This is a genomic window from Mycobacterium sp. 852002-51057_SCH5723018 (assembly GCF_001667035.1).
Taxonomy (GTDB): Bacteria; Actinomycetota; Actinomycetes; order Mycobacteriales; family Mycobacteriaceae; genus Mycobacterium.
Map to the genome: position 1 here is coordinate 21,418 of NZ_LZIR01000022.1, position 17,313 is coordinate 38,730.

Below are 17,313 nucleotides of genomic sequence, written 5' to 3' on the forward strand. Positions count from 1 at the left end.
CGAATACCAGTCATGGGAACAGTCGCGCTCATCGGATTCCTCGGCGGCCTGATCACCGGCATCTCGCCGTGCATCCTGCCGGTGCTGCCGGTGGTGTTCTTCTCCGGCTTGAATGGCCGCCGAGTCAGCAGCCGTGACAGCACCCCCGCGGCGCGGCCGTATCTGGTGATCGCCGGCCTGGTCTGCAGCTTCAGCGCGGTCACGCTGGCCGGTTCGGCGCTGCTCTCAGCGCTGCACCTGCCGCAGGACGCGATCCGTTGGGCCGCGCTGGTGACGTTGACGCTCATCGGCCTCGGCTTGATCTTCCCGCCGCTGCAGCACCTGATCGAGCGCCCGTTTTCCCGCATTCCGCAGCGTCAAATCGGCTCGGCGAGAAGCGGTTTCGGGTTGGGGCTGACGCTGGGCGCCCTCTATGTCCCGTGCGCGGGACCGGTGCTGGCGGCCATCGTGGTCGCCGGCGGCACCGCGTCCATCGGGCCCGCGACGCTGGTCCTGACCGCGACGTTCGCGATCGGCACCGCGCTGCCGCTGCTGGTTTTCGCGTTGGCCGGTCGGCGCATCGCCGAGCGGGTCGCGGCGTTTCGCCGCCGGCAGCGCGTGATCCAGGTCGCCGGCGGGATCACGATGATCGTGCTGGCGGTGGCGCTGGTCTTCAACCTGCCCGCGATGCTGCAGCGCGCCGTCCCCGACTACACGACCGCGATGCAGAAGGGCATCGGCGGCAACGAGATTCGTCAGAAACTCAATTTGGGCGCCGCGGTGAAGGGCCAGCTGGCCGACTGCAGCAGGGACTTCGGGGGCGCCGACCAGCTGCAGCAATGCGGGCCGGCCCCCGCCGTCACCGGGATCACCCAGTGGCTCAACACCCCGGGCGGCGCACCGATCGACCTGGCGTCCCTGCGTGGCAAGGTGGTGTTGATCGACTTCTGGGCCTACTCCTGCATCAACTGCCAACGCGCCATTCCGCATGTCGTCGATTGGTACAACCGCTACCGCGACGACGGTCTCGTCGTCATCGGCGTGCACACCCCGGAATACGCCTTCGAACGGGTACCCGGCAACGTGGCCAGTGGCGCCGCCGCGCTGCACATCACCTACCCCGTCGCACTCGACAACGACTACGCGACCTGGAACAGCTACCAGAACCTGTACTGGCCCGCCGAGTACCTGATCGACGCGAGCGGAACCGTCCGGCACACCAAGTTCGGCGAGGGCGACTACGGCGCGACCGAAAAGCTGATCCGCCAACTGCTTGTCGACGCCAACCCCGGCGCCCGGCTGCCGGCACCGACGGACACGGTCGACACCACCCCGCAAACCAGGCTCACCCCGGAGACCTACCTGGGCGCCGGCAAGGCCGTCTACTACGGTGGCGGCGAATACAAGCCGGGCACAGCCACATTCGGCTACCCGGCGCAGTTGGCCGACGACCGGTTCGCCTTGCGCGGCCGCTGGAGGGTGGACGACCAGGGCGCCACCGCCGACAGCGACGACGCCGCCATCCGGCTCAACTACACCGGCAAAGACGTCTATGCCGTCGTCGGCGGCACCGGCACCATCACCGTGACGCGCGGCGGCAAGACGACCGCGACGGCCATCGGCGGGGCGCCCACCTTGCACCAGATCGTCTCCGACGACACCGCGCACCGCGATCAGCTCGACATGCAGGTCAGCAAAGGCCTGCAGGTGTTTTCGTTCACGTTCGGCTAACGACACCGCGAGCGCGCCGCGGGCCGTCCGCGGGCTCGGTGGCTCCGAATTACCAATGTGACGCCGGCCCGCTTGCGATTCGATGACATCTCCGGTTGTCATTGCCCGAAGTTGGCGGCCACCGAGCCCGGTACATCGACGACGGGCGATAGGCTACGGGTCGATGAGCAACGAGGTGGACGCCCTGCTGCGCCAGGTCGCGCGCGGGGACAGCGCCGCCTTCGCCACGGTCTACGACCTCACCAGGACACGGGTGTACGGACTGGTGATGCGGGTGCTGCGTGACCCGGGCTACAGCGAGGAAACCACCCAGGAGGTCTATCTCGAGGTGTGGCGCGCGGCGTCGGGGTATGACTCCGCCAAGGGCTCCGGTCTGGCGTGGCTGCTGACGATGGCGCACCGGCGGGCCGTCGACCGGGTGCGCTCCGAGCAGGCCGGCAGTAGGCGGGAATCCCGATACGGCGCGGCGAGCGCCGAACACCCAAGCGCCGCGGCGCAAGACCCAGTGGCCGACTCGGCGATCGCCTCGGACGAGCGCCACCGGGTGACCCAATGCCTGGACGGGCTGAGCGATGCGCAGCGGCAGTGCATTCAGCTGGCCTACTACGAGGGCCTGACCTATAGCGAAGTGTCACAGCGGTTGGCCGCCAACTTGTCGACGATCAAATCGCGCATCCGCGATGCGCTGCGCGGCCTGCGCAACTGCTTGGACGTGGTATGACCGCGCCGGCGACGATGCAGAGCGCAGCGATGCCGAGGAGCGGCGCTGATGACCGCGCCGGCGACGATGCAGAGCGCAGCGATGCCGAGGAGCGGCGCTGATGACTGAGCCGACCGATTTCGAACTGCTCGAGTTGGCCGGGCCGTATGCACTGCACGCCGTGTCGGACGCCGAAAGCGCCGAGATCGACCGCCGGGTGGCCGCCGCGCCGTCGCCGGTGGCGGCGGCCTTCAACGACGAAGTGCGTGCCGTGCGCGAGACGATGGCGGTGGTGTCCTCGGCGACGGCAACCGAGCCGCCGGCACGTCTACGTGGCGCCATCCTCGCCTCGATCCAAGCCGCCAAACCCGACAACGTCCGCCAAATAACTTGGCGCAAAGCGGCTTTGGCGTCCGCGGCAGCGGCCATCGTGGTGGGTGCCGCGGCGTTCGGCGTCGGGGTGCTGACGCGTCCGCCCGCGAAGTCGACCGTGGCCGAACAGGTGATGGCGGCACCGGATCTGCGGACCGTCTCGCGCCCGCTCGCCGACGGCACGGCCACCGTGGTGTTTTCCCGCGACCGCAACGCAGGAGTGCTGGTGATGAACAATGTGCCGCCGCCGGCCCCGGGCACCGTGTACCAGATGTGGTTGATCGGGTCGAACGGCCCGACCTCGGCGGGCACGATGGGCACCGCGGCCGTGACACCGTCGACGACGGAGACGCTGACCAACCTCGGATCGTCGACGGCGTTGGCGTTCACCGTCGAACCCGGCGCGGGATCGCCCAAGCCGACCACGCCGATCCTGGCGCAGCTGCCGCTCGGCTAGTTAGGTGGCGACCCGCTTCGTCCGGCTCCCCAGCCCTCGCGATCGCCACGGGCTAGCACTTCTTGCGCAGGCCGCCCAGGATCGCGACGAGCACGCCGAGCCCCACCAGCGCGGCTCCGGCGACCAGCGTCAGGTCGAGCCAGTGGCGCAGGCCGGCCTCCGCGTGGTCCACCATGACCTCGGCGATCCGGCGGATGTCACCGGTGGTGCGATTCAGCGCGTCGTTGACGTACCGGCCGCCGCCCTCGATGCCCGCCCATCCGGCCGCGCCGGCGAGCAGCGCCGAGACGCCCAGACCGGTCAGGGCCCTGCCGCGGCGGCGCGCGGCGGCCAGCGTCAGCAGCGCGAAGAGGCCGCCGCGGGCGGCCGCGCCGATGCTCACCCACGGACCCCAGGCAGCCAGCCGGCTCAGCTGCCCCTGCCGCAGCGATCCCGGCATCGACACGGTCAGCGGAACCGCCAGATTGGCCGGCACCTTGACGTTGTGGCTGCTCAACACCTGCTGAAACGAGGGCTCTTGGAGCATCGGGGCCACGTCGACGACCCATTGATTGCCGTTTTGGCCCTGGCCCGGGTCGGTGAACAGCCAGCCGTGCGCCGCCCGGTTCAGCTGCGCGAACAGCGGCGGAAACGCCGGGCCGGCGGTGAAGGCGGCGGCGACGTCGCGGACCTGCGTGCTGTCGACCGGGTAGCGCCCCCCGCCCCGTTCGGCGATGAGCGCCATTGCCCGGGTGGTCAGTTCCCCCGCCACGGCCGACTGCAGGGCGGGGTCACTTGCGGCTTCGCGCGCCAGCGCGGCGTAGCCGCCCTCGTCGACGACGTTGAGCTGCAGCCACACCGCCGGGATGGCTACGGCCACGGCAACGGTCGTCGTCAGCCACAACAGCGCCGTCACCGCCGATCGCACGGTCTAGACCCTACGGCGCGATCCCCCGCACGTACGCGGCCTGCCCGAGGTGCTGGGCGCAGTCGTCGATGATGCTCACCAGCCGCGCGCTGGCCGTCACCGGCGGATCCCAGTTGGTGTCGACGACCCGGGACAGTTCGTCGGTGGTGACGCTGGCGATGTATTCCAGGGTGAGCTTGTGCACCGCGTGGTAATAGCCGGACAGCAGGTCGGCGGGCGCGTGTACCTTCGCGACTTGCTCGGGGCCGTGCCCGTAGCCGGTGTCGTTGCGCGGCAGGTCCAGCCCGAACCGGTCCACCCAGCCGTCTCGGATCCACACCTCCTCGACGCCGGCCACGTCGGCCAGCTGAATGTCCTGCACCCGCGCGCTGTGCCAGATCAGCCAGGCGATGCTGTTGGCGGCCGACGTCGGCCGGTAGTCGGACGTTTCGTCGGTCAGCCCGTCGGTGAGCTCGTCGACGTGTTCGACCAACCGGGTGAACGCGTCCCGCAGCAGTTCCTGGGTGGCGGCGTCGGTGCTTGGCATATCAGCGACATTACGGCCGTCCGTCCCAGACCGCTTCGGCGTTGTTGCCGTCGGGGTCGCGGACGAAGGCCCCGCATTATCCGGGGTGATCGATCAGGGAAAAGATTCTGGCACGAGGCGCCGGGCTGGTCGTAGATTAGTTAGATGACCTACGACCTCGTCATCCGCAACGGCACCATCGTCGACGGGCTGGGGGGCGAGCCGTACGTCGGCGACGTCGCGGTGCGCGACGGCGTGATAGCGGCGGTGGGGTCGAACGGCGACCTCCAGGGCGAGAGCGCCGCGCGGGATATCGACGCGACCGGGCTGCTCGTCACCCCGGGCTTCGTCGATCTGCACACCCACTACGACGGCCAGTCCATCTGGTCGGACCGCCTGACCCCGTCGTCGGCGCACGGGGTGACCACGGTGGTGATGGGCAACTGCGGGGTCGGTTTCGCGCCGTGCCGGCAGGCAGACCACGACGTGCTCGTCGACGTGATGGCCGGGGTGGAGGACATTCCCGGCGTCGTCATGACGGACGGCCTGCCGTGGACCTGGGAAACCTTCCCCGAATACCTGGACACCCTGGAAGCCGGCGAGCGCGACATCGACGTGGCCGCCTACCTGCCGCACTCCCCACTGCGCGTCTACGTGATGGGCCAGCGCGGCGCCGACCGCGAGCCGGCCACCGCCGACGATCTCGCGAAGATGCGGGCGCTGGCCAAGGAGGCCATCGAGGCGGGCGCGCTGGGCTTCGCGTCGTCGCGGCTGACCATCCACAAGACCGAAAGCGGTTCGCCGATCCCCAGCTACGACGCCGCCCGCGAGGAGATCGAAGAGATCGCCCGCGGCGTCGTGGACGGCGGCGGCGGCCTGCTTCAGTTCGTGCCCGACATCCCGGCCGGCGGCTACCAGCCGGTCCTGCAGACGGTGTTCGACGTGGCCGAGGACGTCGGCCTGCCGGTCACCTTCACCCTGGTCGTCGCCAACCAGGGCGACCCGAACTGGCCGGACGCCATCACCATGATCGAGAAGGCCAACAAAAATGCCGGGGCCGGTGGGGCACAATTCACCGCGCAGCTGCTGCCGCGCCCGATCGGGCTGATCATCGGCCTGCAGTTGAGCGCCAACCCGTTCGTGCTCTACCCCAGCTACCGCGAGATCGCTCACCTGCCGCTGCCCGAGCGGGTGGCCGAGATGCGCAAACCCGAGGTCCGCGCCCGCATCCTGGCCGACAAGCCGGGTATCGGTCACCCGATCCTGTACGTCGCCCAGATGTGGGACTGGATTTTCCCGCTGGGCGACGACCCCAACTACGAGCCGAACCCGGCCGACAGCATCGGGGCCCGCGCGCGGGCCCGCGGGCTCAACCCGATGGAGGAGGCCTACGACCGGCTGCTCGACGACGACGGTCGCGCGATGCTGCTGGTGGCGACCAGCAACCTGCAGGGCAACTCGCTGGACACCGTGGGCGAGTTGCTGCACCGCGAGGACGTGGTCCTCGGGCTCGGCGACGGCGGCGCCCACTACGGCATGATCTGCGACGCCAGCTACTCGACGTACTTCCTGGCGCACTGGGCGCGCGACCGCAAGGCCGCGCGGTTCTCGGTTCCCGAGGCCGTCCGCGAACTCACGTCCGTGCCCGCCCGGGTGGCGGGGCTGGGCGACCGCGGCCGCATTGCCGTCGGATACAAGGCGGACCTCAACGTCATCGATCATGCGGGGCTGCGGTTGCACAAGCCGGTGATCCGTTATGACCTTCCGGCGGGCGGACGTCGCCTGGACCAGACCGCCGACGGCTATGTGGCGACGATTGTTTCCGGCGAAATAATTGCCGAAAATGGCATTCCCACCAATGCTCGTCCCGGCAGGTTGGTCCGCGGCCGAAAGCCAACCCCCTTACCTGCGCGATAACGCCACGAAGCGCAGGCCATCCCGGTTAAGTTGGCTTAGTGACGAGCCCGCATTTCGCGTGGTTGCCGCCAGAAATCAACTCGGCACTAATCTTCGCCGGTCCGGGGGCGGCGCCGCTGCTTGCTGCCGCGGCCGCCTGGGATGGGCTGGCCGAGGATCTGGCGTCGTCAGCATCGACGTTTTTCTCGGTGACGTCGGACCTGGCGAACGGCTCGTGGCAAGGGGCGTCGGCGGCGGCGATGATGGCCGTCGCCACCCAGTACGTGAGCTGGCTCAGCGCGGCGGCGGCCCAGGCGGAGGCGGCATCAAGCCAGGCCGCAGCCATCGCGACCGCGTTCGAAACCGCGCTGGCGGCTACGATCCAGCCCGCGATGGTGGCGGCCAATCGCTCCCTCATCCAGGCACTGGCGTCGACCAACTGGTTCGGGCTCAACACCCCCGCGATCATGGACACCGAGGCGGCCTACGAGCAGATGTGGGCGTCGGACGTCGCGGCGATGTTCGGTTACCACGCCGACGCGTCGGCCGCCGCGGCCCAGTTGGCACCATGGCAGGCGGTCCTGCAAAAGATCGGAATTACCTTCAACAACGGCCAACTCAATTTCAACCTGTTCGGCTCCGGCAATTCGAACGTCGGTTACGGAAACAGCGGTAATCAAAATGTCGGCTCCGGAAACTCGGGTAACAACAATCTTGGCTGGGGCAACCTAGGCAGCGGAAATATCGGGTTTGGCAATACCGGCAACAACGACTTTGGGATCGGGCTGACCGGCAGCAACCAGATCGGATTTGGCGGTTTCAACTCCGGGAGCGGCAACATCGGGTTGTTCAACTCCGGGACCAACAACATCGGGTTTTTCAATTCCGGCAACGGCAACTTTGGTATCGGGAACTCGGGCAACTTCAATACCGGCTTCGCGAACTCCGGGTCGTCCAACATGGGATTTTTCAACGCCGGTACCGCCAACGCGGGCTTCTTCCAGGACAACGGCGCCCTGGCCGGCCAGGGCATGGACTCGAGCGCGCTCAACTCCGGCCACTACGTCACGGGCGGCGTCAGCGCGGCCAACCTCGGCTCCGGCGTCCTCAGCTCGGTCAGTGCGGCGACCGGCGGCCTCAACGCCGGCCTGCCGAACGCCGGCATGCTCGGCCCGGCGGCCAACGCCGCCTTCGCCGCCGCGGCCGACCCCAGCGCGATCGCCGGCAACCTCCAATCGGGCACCGGCTCCGGTGTCGTCAGCGCGGCAAGTGGGTCCACGCCCACACCGCCGGCCCTGCGGACTACGACCTCCGCACCCCCGGGCTTCTTCGCCCCCGGGGACAACGAGTTCCGCGGCCCCGCCACCCGCGAGTCAGGCATCCCCAGCTCCGGATTCTTCAACAAGCCCGACCGCACCCCCGGGGTTCCCGGCCCGGGCATCCGGGTGCCGGACATACCGGACTAGCGGTCCGCCTGGCCTATCCTCGGCATTATGCGCACCAAGAAGAAGGTGGACGTCAAGCGCCTGGCCGCCGCCCTCACCGACTATCCCTTCGCGTATCTGATCACCGTCGACGACGGCTACCGCGTGCACACCGTGACGGTCGAGCCGCGCTTGCGCGACCTCCCCGAGGGCCCGGACGGGCCCGCCGCGATCGTCGACGTCGGGCCGATCGGCGGCCGCACCCGGCAAAATCTGAACCACCGACGCGACGTCACCCTGCTGTGGCCCCCGCGGGAACCCGGCGGCTACTCCCTGATCGTCGACGGCGAAGCCAAGGTCAGCGACGCCGATGCGGAGACCGCCCACCTGGGCGTCGTGCCGACCCGTGCGCTGCTGCACCGCGAGGCCGATTCCCCGTCGGCCGCCAAGGGCTGCCTGCACGACTGCGTGGTGTTCTCGCTGCCGGCTTAAGCCTCTTCGCGCCGAGCCTGCGGTGAGCGCGTGCTCCGGCGTGATTCGGTAGCGCTGTACGCAGTCTCGGCAAGCGTGTCGCCGACACGAAAAAGCCCGGCCCCCAGAGGGACCGGGCTTCTTCGTGAAGGGACTTAGAAGTCCATGCCGCCCATGCCGCCGGTCGGGTCGCCCGCGGGAGCGGCCGCCTTCTCCGGCTTGTCGGCAACGACGGCCTCGGTGGTCAGGAACAGCCCGGCGATGGATGCCGCGTTCTGCAGCGCCGAGCGGGTGACCTTGACCGGGTCGGCAACGCCGGCCTTGAGCAGGTCCTCGTACTCACCGGTGGCGGCGTTCAGGCCGGTACCGGCGGGCGAGTTGCGGACCTTCTCGGCGACAACGCCGGGCTCCAGCCCGGAGTTGAAGGCGATCTGCTTCAGCGGAGCCTCGAGCGCAACGCGCACGATGTTGGCGCCGGTCGCCTCGTCACCGGTGAGCTTCAGCTCGTCCAGCGACGGCGACGCGTGCAGCAGGGCCACGCCACCACCGGCGACGATGCCCTCCTCGACGGCCGCCTTGGCGTTGCGGACCGCGTCCTCGATGCGGTGCTTGCGCTCCTTGAGCTCCACCTCTGTGGCGGCGCCGGCCTTGATCACCGCAACACCGCCGGCCAGCTTGGCCAGGCGCTCCTGCAGCTTCTCGCGGTCGTAGTCGGAGTCGCTGTTCTCGATCTCGGTGCGGATCTGGGCCACCCGGCCGGCGATGGCGTCCGGGTCACCGGCGCCCTCGACGATGGTGGTCTCGTCCTTGGTGATGACCACCTTGCGGGCCTTGCCCAGCAGGCTGACGTCGGCGTTCTCCAACGTCAGGCCGACCTCTTCGCTGATGACCTGGCCACCGGTGAGGATGGCCATGTCCTGCAGCATCGCCTTGCGGCGGTCACCGAAGCCGGGGGCCTTGACCGCCACCGACTTGAAGGTGCCGCGGATCTTGTTGACGACCAGGGTGCTCAACGCCTCGCCCTCGACGTCCTCGGCGATGATCAGCAGCGGCTTGCCGGCCTGGATGACCTTCTCCAGCAGCGGAAGCAGGTCCTTGACCGTCGACACCTTGGAGCTGACCAGCAGGATGAAGGGGTCCTCCAGGACCGCTTCCTGACGCTCGGCGTCGGTGACGAAGTAGCCCGAGATGTAACCCTTGTCGAACCGCATGCCCTCGGTGAGCTCGAGCTGCAGGCCGAAGGTGTTGGACTCCTCGACGGTGATGACACCCTCGTTGCCGACCTTGTCCATCGCCTCGGCGATCAGGTCGCCGATCGACTGGTCGCCGGCCGAGATGGCCGCCGTGGCCGCGATCTGGTCCTTGGTCTCGACCTCCTTGGCCGACTTCAGCAGGGTCTCGGTGACCTTCTCGACGGCCTTCTCGATACCGCGCTTCAGGCTGAGCGGGTTGGCGCCGGCGGCAACGTTGCGCAGGCCCTCTTTCACCAGCGCCTGGGCCAGCACCGTGGCCGTCGTCGTGCCGTCACCGGCGACGTCGTCGGTCTTCTTGGCGACTTCCTTGACCAGCTCGGCGCCGATCTTCTCGTAGGGGTCCTCCAGCTCGATCTCCTTGGCGATGGACACGCCATCGTTGGTGATCGTGGGGGCACCCCACTTCTTCTCCAGGACGACGTTGCGGCCCTTGGGGCCCAACGTCACCTTTACCGCGTCGGCGAGGGCGTTCAGGCCCCGCTCGAGGCCGCGACGGGCCTCTTCGTCGTACGCAATTGTCTTGGCCATTGCGAAGTGATTCCTCCAGATTGGGGATGACACGTTCTGGCCGGGTGCAGTGCCCGCGACGGACGACCAGAGCTGGTCTCACCGTCCCGACCTAGCACTCACCGGTCGCGAGTGCCAAGATCATTCTTAGCACTCGCCTATGCCGAGTGCAAGAACGCACGGCGACGATGCAGCCCGCGCAGCGGGGTGAGGAGGAGGCGGGCAATCAGGACGGGCACGGCGACGATGCAGCCCCGGGCCCTCCTCCTTATCGCTGGGCGCGTAAACCGTCGACGACCACGTCGGTCACCCGCTCGGCCAGCTCCGAGTTGTACGACTCCATCGCCTGGCATCCGACCAGGATCGCCTTCACTTCCCGCACGCCGATGTCCGGGCGCGCCGTCCCGGCCTCCTGCGCGGCGCCCAGCAGCTCACCGAGCACGGCCAGGAACGCGTCCTCGGCGTCGGGCGCGACGCTGGCGATGTCGATGCCCAACCCGGCAAGCGCGTCGACCAGGCCCCGGTCCGTCGCACCCCACTGCAGCACCATCGACCGCAGGAAACTGAAGAGCGCCTCCCCGGCTCCGACGGACTCGAGCAGGGTGCGCCCGTCGTCGACCAATCGCTGCATGCGATCTTCGATGACCGCCTGAAACAGCGCTTCCTTGGTCGGGAAGTGCCGGTAGACGGTGCCGGCTCCGACGCCGGCGCGACGCGCGATCTCGTCGATCGGCACCGACAAGCCCTCGGCCGCGAAGGTGTCGTAGGCGACTTCCAGCACCCGCGCACGATTGCGCGCCGCGTCGGCACGCAGCCGACGTTCGGGCTGCGCCATCTATTCACCACCCATCGGTTGACAAAGCGGGGCGCCCGTTCCGTATAGTGAAGTCAACCGGAGCACTCGCCCCGTTTACTCTACTAGTTCAAGGAGCCCGTCATGGCCAAATGGACAGCCGCGGACATTCCCGACCAATCCGGTCGGGTCGCCGTCATCACCGGAGCCAACACCGGCCTGGGCTACGAGACCGCCGCCGCGCTCGCCGACCACGGCGCTCACGTGGTGCTGGCGGTGCGCAACCTGGACAAGGGCAAGGACGCGGCCGCACGCATCGCCGCCCGGAGCCCGCACGCCGACGTCGCGCTGCAGGAGCTCGACCTGACCTCGCTGGACTCGATCCGATCCGCCGCCGACGAGCTGCGGTCCGCGCACGACCGCATCGACCTGCTCATCAACAACGCCGGGGTGATGTACACGCCGAAGGGGACCACCAAAGACGGCTTCGAGCTGCAGTTCGGCACCAACCACCTGGGCCACTTCGCCTTCACCGGCCTGCTGTTGGATCGGCTGCTGCCGGTCGCCGGTTCGCGGGTGGTGACGGTCAGCAGCGTCGGTCACCGCATCCTGGCCGACATTCATTTCGACGATCTGCAGTGGGAACGCCGCTACCACCGGGTGGCGGCCTACGGGCAGGCCAAGCTGGCCAACCTGCTGTTCACCTACGAGCTACAGCGACGGCTTGCGCCGCACGGCACGACGATCGCCGCGGCCGCGCACCCCGGCGGGTCGAACACCGAGTTGATGCGCAACATGCCGGGATGGCTTGCCGGTGCCTCATTGCTGTTCGAGCGGCTCATCGCGCAAAGCGCGGATATGGGCGCGCTGCCGCAACTGCGCGCAGCGACCGATCCGGGAGTGCTCGGCGGGCAGTACTACGGACCCGACGGCCTCGGCCAGACACGCGGCTACCCGAAAGTCGTTGCCTCCAGCGAGAAGTCGCACGACGTCGACGTGCAGCGCCGGTTGTGGGCGGTCTCCGAGGAACTCACCGGCGTGGTCTATCCGGTCGACTGAGCGGCGCCCGGGGCCACACTGGAGGCATGTCCCTCGCCGTGCCGCCCTACCCACCGCCCCGCTACACCAAGGACGAGCCGGAGGTCAGCGCCTGGCTCAAGCGCTCGGATGAGCCGCCCGACTACGAGACGTTTGGAACCAAGTACCACTACCTGGCCAATCAACAGGCCACCGACGGCGACTACGGCCTCTATCGGGTCGACATCGCCCCGGCCGGCGGTGGTCCCGGACCGCACTTTCACCGTGCGATGTCCGAGGCGTTCTTCGTCCTGTCTGGGACGATGAAGCTCTACGACGGCAGCGACTGGGTGGACGGCCATCAGGGCGACTTCCTCTACGTGCCGCCCGGCGGCATCCATGGTTTCCGCAACGAGGCCGACGAACCGGCATCGATCCTGATGCTGTTCGCCCCCGGCGCCCCGCGCGAAGCCTACTTCGAGGGCTTCGGGGCACTGGCCGACATGACCGACGACGAACGCCGCGAATGGTTCATCCGCCACGACAACTTCTGGCTCCAGTAGCCGCAGTAAGGTGTGGCCGTGCAACCGAAGAAGCGGACGAAGCGCGCCGCCGCGTGGCTGCGGATGAAAGTCGAGACGGCGTTCAGCGCCCCGATCAGAACCGGGGAACGGGTCAAAGCGCTGAGACACCCCAGCAAGCCCGGCGTGCGGCCCCGCTCGCCGGCGCCAAAAGCCTTGCCGCCGGCGCCGACCTGGCGGAAGCGAAACGGGCGGCCGACGAGCCCTCGCGGGCGCAGGCTTTCCGGGCCCACCGGCGCTGAGCTCAACGGCCCCAGCGGTAGTCGCCGTCGACCAGCTCGCGGGTCCGTTCGTAGAACTCCCGGCCGCTGTAGGGCAATTGGGTGACCACCTTGCCGCTGGGGTGCCGAAAGTAGTTGGTGCAGGCCAGCCAGACCTTGCCCACCATGGCGGCCTGGATCTCGTCGTTGTAGCGGCGCTGCGCCCCCGGGGTCACCTCCACCGTGCGGGCGCCGCGACGGCCCATCACCTCGAGGATTTGGCGGATGAACGTCGTCTGCGCCTCGTGGATGTACAGAATTGAGTTGACCCCGTTGGTGTTTGGGCCGTAGAGGACGAACAGGTTGGGATATCCGGCGACCAGCGTGCCGAGGTAGGCCTCCGCGCCCTGGTGCCACTCCTCGCGAAGGCGACGGCCGCCGGTTCCGTACACGTCGATACTCGCCAGGTACTCGGCCGCCTTGAATCCGGTGCCGTAGATGACGGTGTCGACGCGGTGCTCCACGCCGTCGACGGTGCGCACCCCGCGCTCGGTCAGCTCGGCGATCGCCGTGGTCTCCAGGCTGACATTGGGCAGCGCGAACGTGGGGTACCACTCGCGTGACATCAGCGGCCGCTTACAGCCGGCGGGGTAGTCCGGCATCAGCTTCGCGCGCAACCCCGGGTCGGCCACCTTGCGCATGAGGTAGCTGCGGGCGAGCTCCGTCGCCTCGCGCGTCTGCTGCGCGTCGACGTCGAAACTCGACGACTCATAGGCATCGAAGGCCTCGTCGCGCAGCTTTTGCGCCGCCGCAGGGTCGCGTTCGAAAAGGTCGTGCTGCTCGGGGGTGAAGGGGAAGTCGAACCGCGGCGCGATCCAGATCGGTGTGCGTTGAAACACCGTCAGGTGCGCGGTTTCTCGCGCGATCGCGGGCACGTACTGGACCGCGCTGGCGCCGGTCCCGATGGACGCGACCCGCTCCCCGGCCGTCGACTTGCGGTGATCCCAACGCGCCGAATGGAATTGGCGGCCGCGAAACCGCCGCGCCCCGGCAATCTCGGGGATGTGGGGCACGTCGAGCATCCCGACGGCGCTCACCACGACGTCGAAGTCGTGCCTGCGGCCGTCGCCGTCGGTGAGCGTCCAGCGCCGAGCGGTGTCCGACCACCGCGCCGTGGTGATGGCGGTGTGGGGCCGCAGGTGTGGGCCCAGCCCGTGGTCGGCAGCGACCTTCTCGAGATAAGCCAGGATCTCGGGCTGGTTCGCGTAGGTCTTGCTCCACCGCGGGTTGGGCGCGAAGGAATACGAGTACAGATGCGACGGCACGTCGCACGCCGCGCCCGGGAACGTGTTGTGCCGCCAGGTCCCGCCGAATCCGTCGGCCCGGTCGAAGATGGTGAACTCGTACCCGCCCTCGGCCAGCTGGATTCCCATCGCGATGCCGCCGGCACCCGCGCCGATGATCCCGATTCTGGGTCGTCCTAGTCCCATTGGGAGAAGTAGGGTCGCTCGGGCCGGCTTTTTTCCACCAGGATGAACACCACGCCCCACGGGTCGACGAACCACGTGGTGCGCACCCGGGCGACGTCGGCGATCCCGCTGACCAGGAAGCGCACCCCTTTGCTTTCCAGTTCGGCGCGGGTCGCGTCGAGGTCCTCGCAGACCAGCCCGACGTGCGACAGCCCGTGATCGGTCAGCGCTCGGGCGGTGGCACGCCGCCCATGCGCTGGGCCCCCTTCGACGTTGAGGTATTCGATCACTTCGAGCACCCGGTCGCCGTCGTCCGGCAATCCGACGATGGCCGCCTTCATGGTGGGGTCGGACACCAGCTCGCCCATGTCGTCGCGAATGGCGTTACCGCTCATGACATACGGCGGCGACAGCACACGCAGGCCCAACACGTCTCGATAGAACGCCACCGCGGCCTCACAGTCGGGTACGCACACCCCGGTGTGGGCCAGTCCGGTAATCACGTTCTCGACTCTACGACGGGCGGTGCGGATCGGGGACGGGGTGAGCGACCGATAATGGCCGGGTGCGGTCAGTCGAAGAGCATCAGCGCGTCGTAACCGAGATGATCTGCGCCCGCCCGGCGGCCGCGGTCACGTTGACCGAGGCGCAGGGGTTGGTGCTGGCCGACGACGTGGTCGCCCCGCTGGCGCTGCCGGTTTTCGACAACTCCGCGATGGACGGATACGCGGTGCGCGCCGAGGAGGTCACCGGGGCGACGCCCGAGCGCCCGGTGGTCTTGCCGGTCGCCGAGGACATTCCGGCCGGGCGCACCGACAACCTGACGCTGCAACCCGGCACCGCGCACCGCATCATGACCGGCGCGCCGGTGCCGGCCGGGACGACGGCAATCGTGCCGGTCGAGGACACCGACGGCGGCGTGCAGGCCGTGGCGATCCGCCAGCCCCGCCCGCCGGGCGCGCACATCCGGCGAGCGGGCGAGGACGTCGCCCCCGGCACCACCGTCCTGCGCAAGGGCCAGGTCGTGACGCCGGCCGTGCTCGGCCTGGCCGCGGCGCTGGGAATGGCCGAACTGCCGGTGATCCCGCGCCAACGGGTGCTGGTCATGTCGACCGGCTCGGAGCTGGTGTCGCCCGGTAGCCCGCTGCGGCCGGGGCAGATCTACGAGTCCAACTCGATCATGCTGGCCGGGGCCGCGCGCGAGGCCGGCGCGGAGGTCATCGGCGTCGAGACCGCCGAAGACGATGTCGCACAGTTCAGCGAGTTGCTCGACCGCTACGCCGGTGGCACCGACCTGATCATCACCAGCGGAGGCGTCAGCGCCGGCGCCTACGAGGTGGTCAAGGACGCCTTCGGCCGGGACGGCGACCAGGGGGTGGAGTTCGTCAAGGTGGCGATGCAGCCCGGAATGCCGCAGGGCATCGGGCGGGTGGCCGGCGCGACGATCGTCACCCTGCCCGGCAACCCGGTCAGCGCGCTGGTGTCCTTCGAGGTGTTCCTCCGTCCCGCGCTGCGCAAGGCCATGGGCCTGCCCGACCCGGACCGCCCGCACCGGCCGGCGGTGCTGACCGAATCGCTGACCTCGCCGCGCGGCAAGCGCCAGTTCCGCCGGGCGATCCTCGACCGCACTGAAGGAGGGACCGGTCGCGTCACCAGCTACGGGCCGCCGGCGTCACACCACTTGCGGTGGCTGGCGTCGGCGAACGGGCTGTTGGACATCCCGGAAGACGTGGTCGAGGTGGCAGCCGGGACCGAGCTGCAGGTGTGGGACCTGAGCTAGCCGGCCCCCTTGAGTTGCGCTGTGGCCACTTCCCGGTGGAATTCGTCGGCCTTGTCGAAGGCCGCGGTGCAACGGATGGCGATCGCGGCGACCGCGAGCATCACCGGGATGATCACCAGCGCCACCGACAGCCCGAACCATCCGGCCAGGCGCCCGATCAGCGGCGGACCCATCAGGTAACCCGCCCAGCCGGTCGCGGCGACGAGGGCGATCGCCGATCCCGCACTGCTGGCCGAGTAGGCGGCGCTGAACGCCGTCGGCACCAGCAGCGCCACCCCGACCCCCACCCCGGCGAACCCGATGACGCTGACGATCGGGTTGGCGGTGGCCAGCGTCACGCCCATGGCCGCGGCGGCCACCAGCGCGAGGGCCGGCAGCAGCACCCGGCTGGGCACCCGCGAGTGCAGGCGTAGCGCGCCGAACCGGGTGACGACCATCGTCAGGGTGTAGGCGGCGTAGCTGCACGCCGAGACGCCCGGCCCGGCGCCGACCACGTCGCGCACGTAGGTCGCCGACCAGTCGGTGGCCGCGCCCTCGCACACGAACGACGCGAACGCCACGGCCGCCAGCACGGCGACGGTCGGCGTTATCCACGCCCGCCGCCGCGGACCGGCATCAGACGCGGGCCGAGTCACCTCGTCGGGAATCAGGCGACACGTGAGCGCCTCCACGACCACCACGACGACGACCCCGACCACCACCAATTGCGGGAACAGGCCGATGCCCAAGCCGACGCACGCGGCCCCGATCATGGCCCCCAGCAGCGCGCCGACGCTCCACATCCCGTGGAAGCGGGCCATGATCGGCGCCCGGGCGAGCCGCTCGAGGGTCGCGGCCTGGGTGTTCATCGCGACGTCGAGACCGCCCTGGAAAAACCCCCACAGCCCCAACGCCGCGAGCAGCCACGACCACGACGTGGCCAGCCCCACCGTCGTCCCGGCGGCGGCGTAACCCGCGACCAGGATCGGAACCAGTCGATGACTGCCCCAACGCGGCAGCGCCCAGTGGGCCAGCACGGTGGCCGCAACAGACCCCAGCGGCGCACCGAACAGCGCCGTTCCCAGCGCCGCGTCGGACAGGCCCAGCTCCGCCTTGACGTGCGGGATGTGCGCGGCCCACGACGAAAACACCACGGCGTGGGCGATGAAGGCGGCGGTGACACCGATCTTCGCGCGGCGCAGCCGTGCCGCCGGACCGTCAGTCGATTGCATTTCTCCCCGGGCGTTCCCGATGCGGGCACAAACGAACCGGGCCGCGGCTTCGTAAGATGG

The 17,313-nt window shown here is 69.2% G+C and carries 16 protein-coding genes and 1 pseudogene; 10 read left to right on the forward strand and 7 right to left on the reverse strand.

Translation table 11 applies throughout. The features are described from left to right. The first annotated feature begins 12 nt into the window (after positions 1–12). The 4 genes and pseudogenes from A5764_RS05420 (at position 13) to A5764_RS05430 (ending at position 3,239) form a co-directional block, all read left to right on the forward strand. Positions 13–1,710: a cytochrome c biogenesis protein DipZ gene (locus A5764_RS05420; protein WP_067109740.1), complete on the forward strand. Its 1,698-nt coding sequence runs from the start codon at positions 13–15 to the stop codon at positions 1,708–1,710. 163 nt (positions 1,711–1,873) lie between these two features. Then, positions 1,874–2,431: an ECF RNA polymerase sigma factor SigK gene (sigK, locus tag A5764_RS05425; protein ID WP_067109744.1), complete on the forward strand. Its 558-nt coding sequence runs from the start codon at positions 1,874–1,876 to the stop codon at positions 2,429–2,431. Next, positions 2,428–2,515 (forward strand): annotated as a pseudogene (locus A5764_RS29990) (sirohydrochlorin chelatase); the annotation flags it as partial. The gene sigK and the pseudogene A5764_RS29990, both read left to right, overlap by 4 nt. Before the next feature lie 16 nt (positions 2,516–2,531). Then, a complete protein-coding gene (locus A5764_RS05430) occupies positions 2,532–3,239 on the forward strand; it encodes an anti-sigma factor domain-containing protein (protein ID WP_067109746.1) in 708 nt (235 codons plus the stop codon). A 52-nt stretch (positions 3,240–3,291) separates the two neighbouring features. Here the strand turns inward: A5764_RS05430 and A5764_RS05435 are convergent, their stop codons facing one another. Together A5764_RS05435 and A5764_RS05440 are read right to left on the reverse strand one after the other, a co-directional pair. Further along, positions 3,292–4,146 carry a hypothetical protein gene (locus tag A5764_RS05435; RefSeq protein ID WP_067109749.1) on the reverse strand — a complete coding sequence of 285 codons (855 nt, stop codon included), beginning with the start codon at positions 4,144–4,146 and terminating at the stop codon, positions 3,292–3,294. Between the two features lie 10 nt (positions 4,147–4,156). After that, positions 4,157–4,672 (reverse strand): mycothiol transferase, encoded by a 516-nt coding sequence (locus tag A5764_RS05440; RefSeq protein WP_067109752.1) that lies wholly within the window; start codon positions 4,670–4,672, stop codon positions 4,157–4,159. Between the two features lie 144 nt (positions 4,673–4,816). Between A5764_RS05440 and A5764_RS05445 the strand changes: the two genes are divergently transcribed. The 3 genes from A5764_RS05445 to A5764_RS05455 are packed head-to-tail and all read left to right on the forward strand — an operon-like array spanning position 4,817 to position 8,463. After that, the gene (locus A5764_RS05445) at positions 4,817–6,568 is read left to right on the forward strand and encodes an amidohydrolase family protein (RefSeq protein ID WP_067109755.1); all 1,752 of its coding nucleotides are present in this window, start codon (positions 4,817–4,819) and stop codon (positions 6,566–6,568) included. A 38-nt stretch (positions 6,569–6,606) separates the two neighbouring features. Continuing rightward, on the forward strand, positions 6,607–8,013 hold the full coding sequence (locus tag A5764_RS05450; RefSeq protein ID WP_067109758.1) for a PPE family protein: 1,407 nt from the start codon (positions 6,607–6,609) through the stop codon (positions 8,011–8,013). A 27-nt stretch (positions 8,014–8,040) separates the two neighbouring features. Next, positions 8,041–8,463: a hypothetical protein gene (locus A5764_RS05455; protein WP_067109761.1), complete on the forward strand. Its 423-nt coding sequence runs from the start codon at positions 8,041–8,043 to the stop codon at positions 8,461–8,463. A gap of 134 nt (positions 8,464–8,597) precedes the next feature. Here the strand turns inward: A5764_RS05455 and groL are convergent, their stop codons facing one another. Further along, entirely contained in the window at positions 8,598–10,223 is a 1,626-nt protein-coding gene (groL, locus tag A5764_RS05460; RefSeq protein WP_067109764.1) for a chaperonin GroEL, read from the reverse strand. Between the two features lie 247 nt (positions 10,224–10,470). Next, a complete protein-coding gene (locus A5764_RS05465) occupies positions 10,471–11,037 on the reverse strand; it encodes a TetR/AcrR family transcriptional regulator (RefSeq protein ID WP_067109767.1) in 567 nt (188 codons plus the stop codon). Between the two features lie 102 nt (positions 11,038–11,139). Here A5764_RS05465 and A5764_RS05470 point away from each other — a divergent pair, with 102 nt between their 5' ends. Beyond that, complete coding sequence (locus A5764_RS05470; RefSeq protein WP_067109770.1) at positions 11,140–12,054, forward strand: SDR family NAD(P)-dependent oxidoreductase; 915 nt, start codon at positions 11,140–11,142, stop codon at positions 12,052–12,054. Between the two features lie 26 nt (positions 12,055–12,080). Then, positions 12,081–12,575 carry a cupin domain-containing protein gene (locus A5764_RS05475; protein WP_067109772.1) on the forward strand — a complete coding sequence of 165 codons (495 nt, stop codon included), beginning with the start codon at positions 12,081–12,083 and terminating at the stop codon, positions 12,573–12,575. 262 nt (positions 12,576–12,837) lie between these two features. Here A5764_RS05475 and A5764_RS05480 read toward each other — a convergent pair whose 3' ends face one another. Together A5764_RS05480 and A5764_RS05485 are read right to left on the reverse strand one after the other, a co-directional pair. After that, positions 12,838–14,283 carry an NAD(P)/FAD-dependent oxidoreductase gene (locus A5764_RS05480; protein ID WP_067109775.1) on the reverse strand — a complete coding sequence of 482 codons (1,446 nt, stop codon included), beginning with the start codon at positions 14,281–14,283 and terminating at the stop codon, positions 12,838–12,840. Then, a complete protein-coding gene (locus A5764_RS05485) occupies positions 14,274–14,765 on the reverse strand; it encodes a VOC family protein (protein ID WP_067109778.1) in 492 nt (163 codons plus the stop codon). The genes A5764_RS05480 and A5764_RS05485 overlap by 10 nt, the downstream gene beginning before the upstream one ends. 62 nt (positions 14,766–14,827) lie before the next feature. Here A5764_RS05485 and glp point away from each other — a divergent pair, with 62 nt between their 5' ends. Then, positions 14,828–16,042: a gephyrin-like molybdotransferase Glp gene (gene glp, locus A5764_RS05490; RefSeq protein WP_067109781.1), complete on the forward strand. Its 1,215-nt coding sequence runs from the start codon at positions 14,828–14,830 to the stop codon at positions 16,040–16,042. Here the strand turns inward: glp and A5764_RS05495 are convergent. Then, positions 16,039–17,253 carry an MFS transporter gene (locus tag A5764_RS05495; protein WP_067109784.1) on the reverse strand — a complete coding sequence of 405 codons (1,215 nt, stop codon included), beginning with the start codon at positions 17,251–17,253 and terminating at the stop codon, positions 16,039–16,041. The two genes, glp and A5764_RS05495, sit on opposite strands and share 4 nt — an antisense overlap. Positions 17,254–17,313 lie beyond the last annotated feature (60 nt).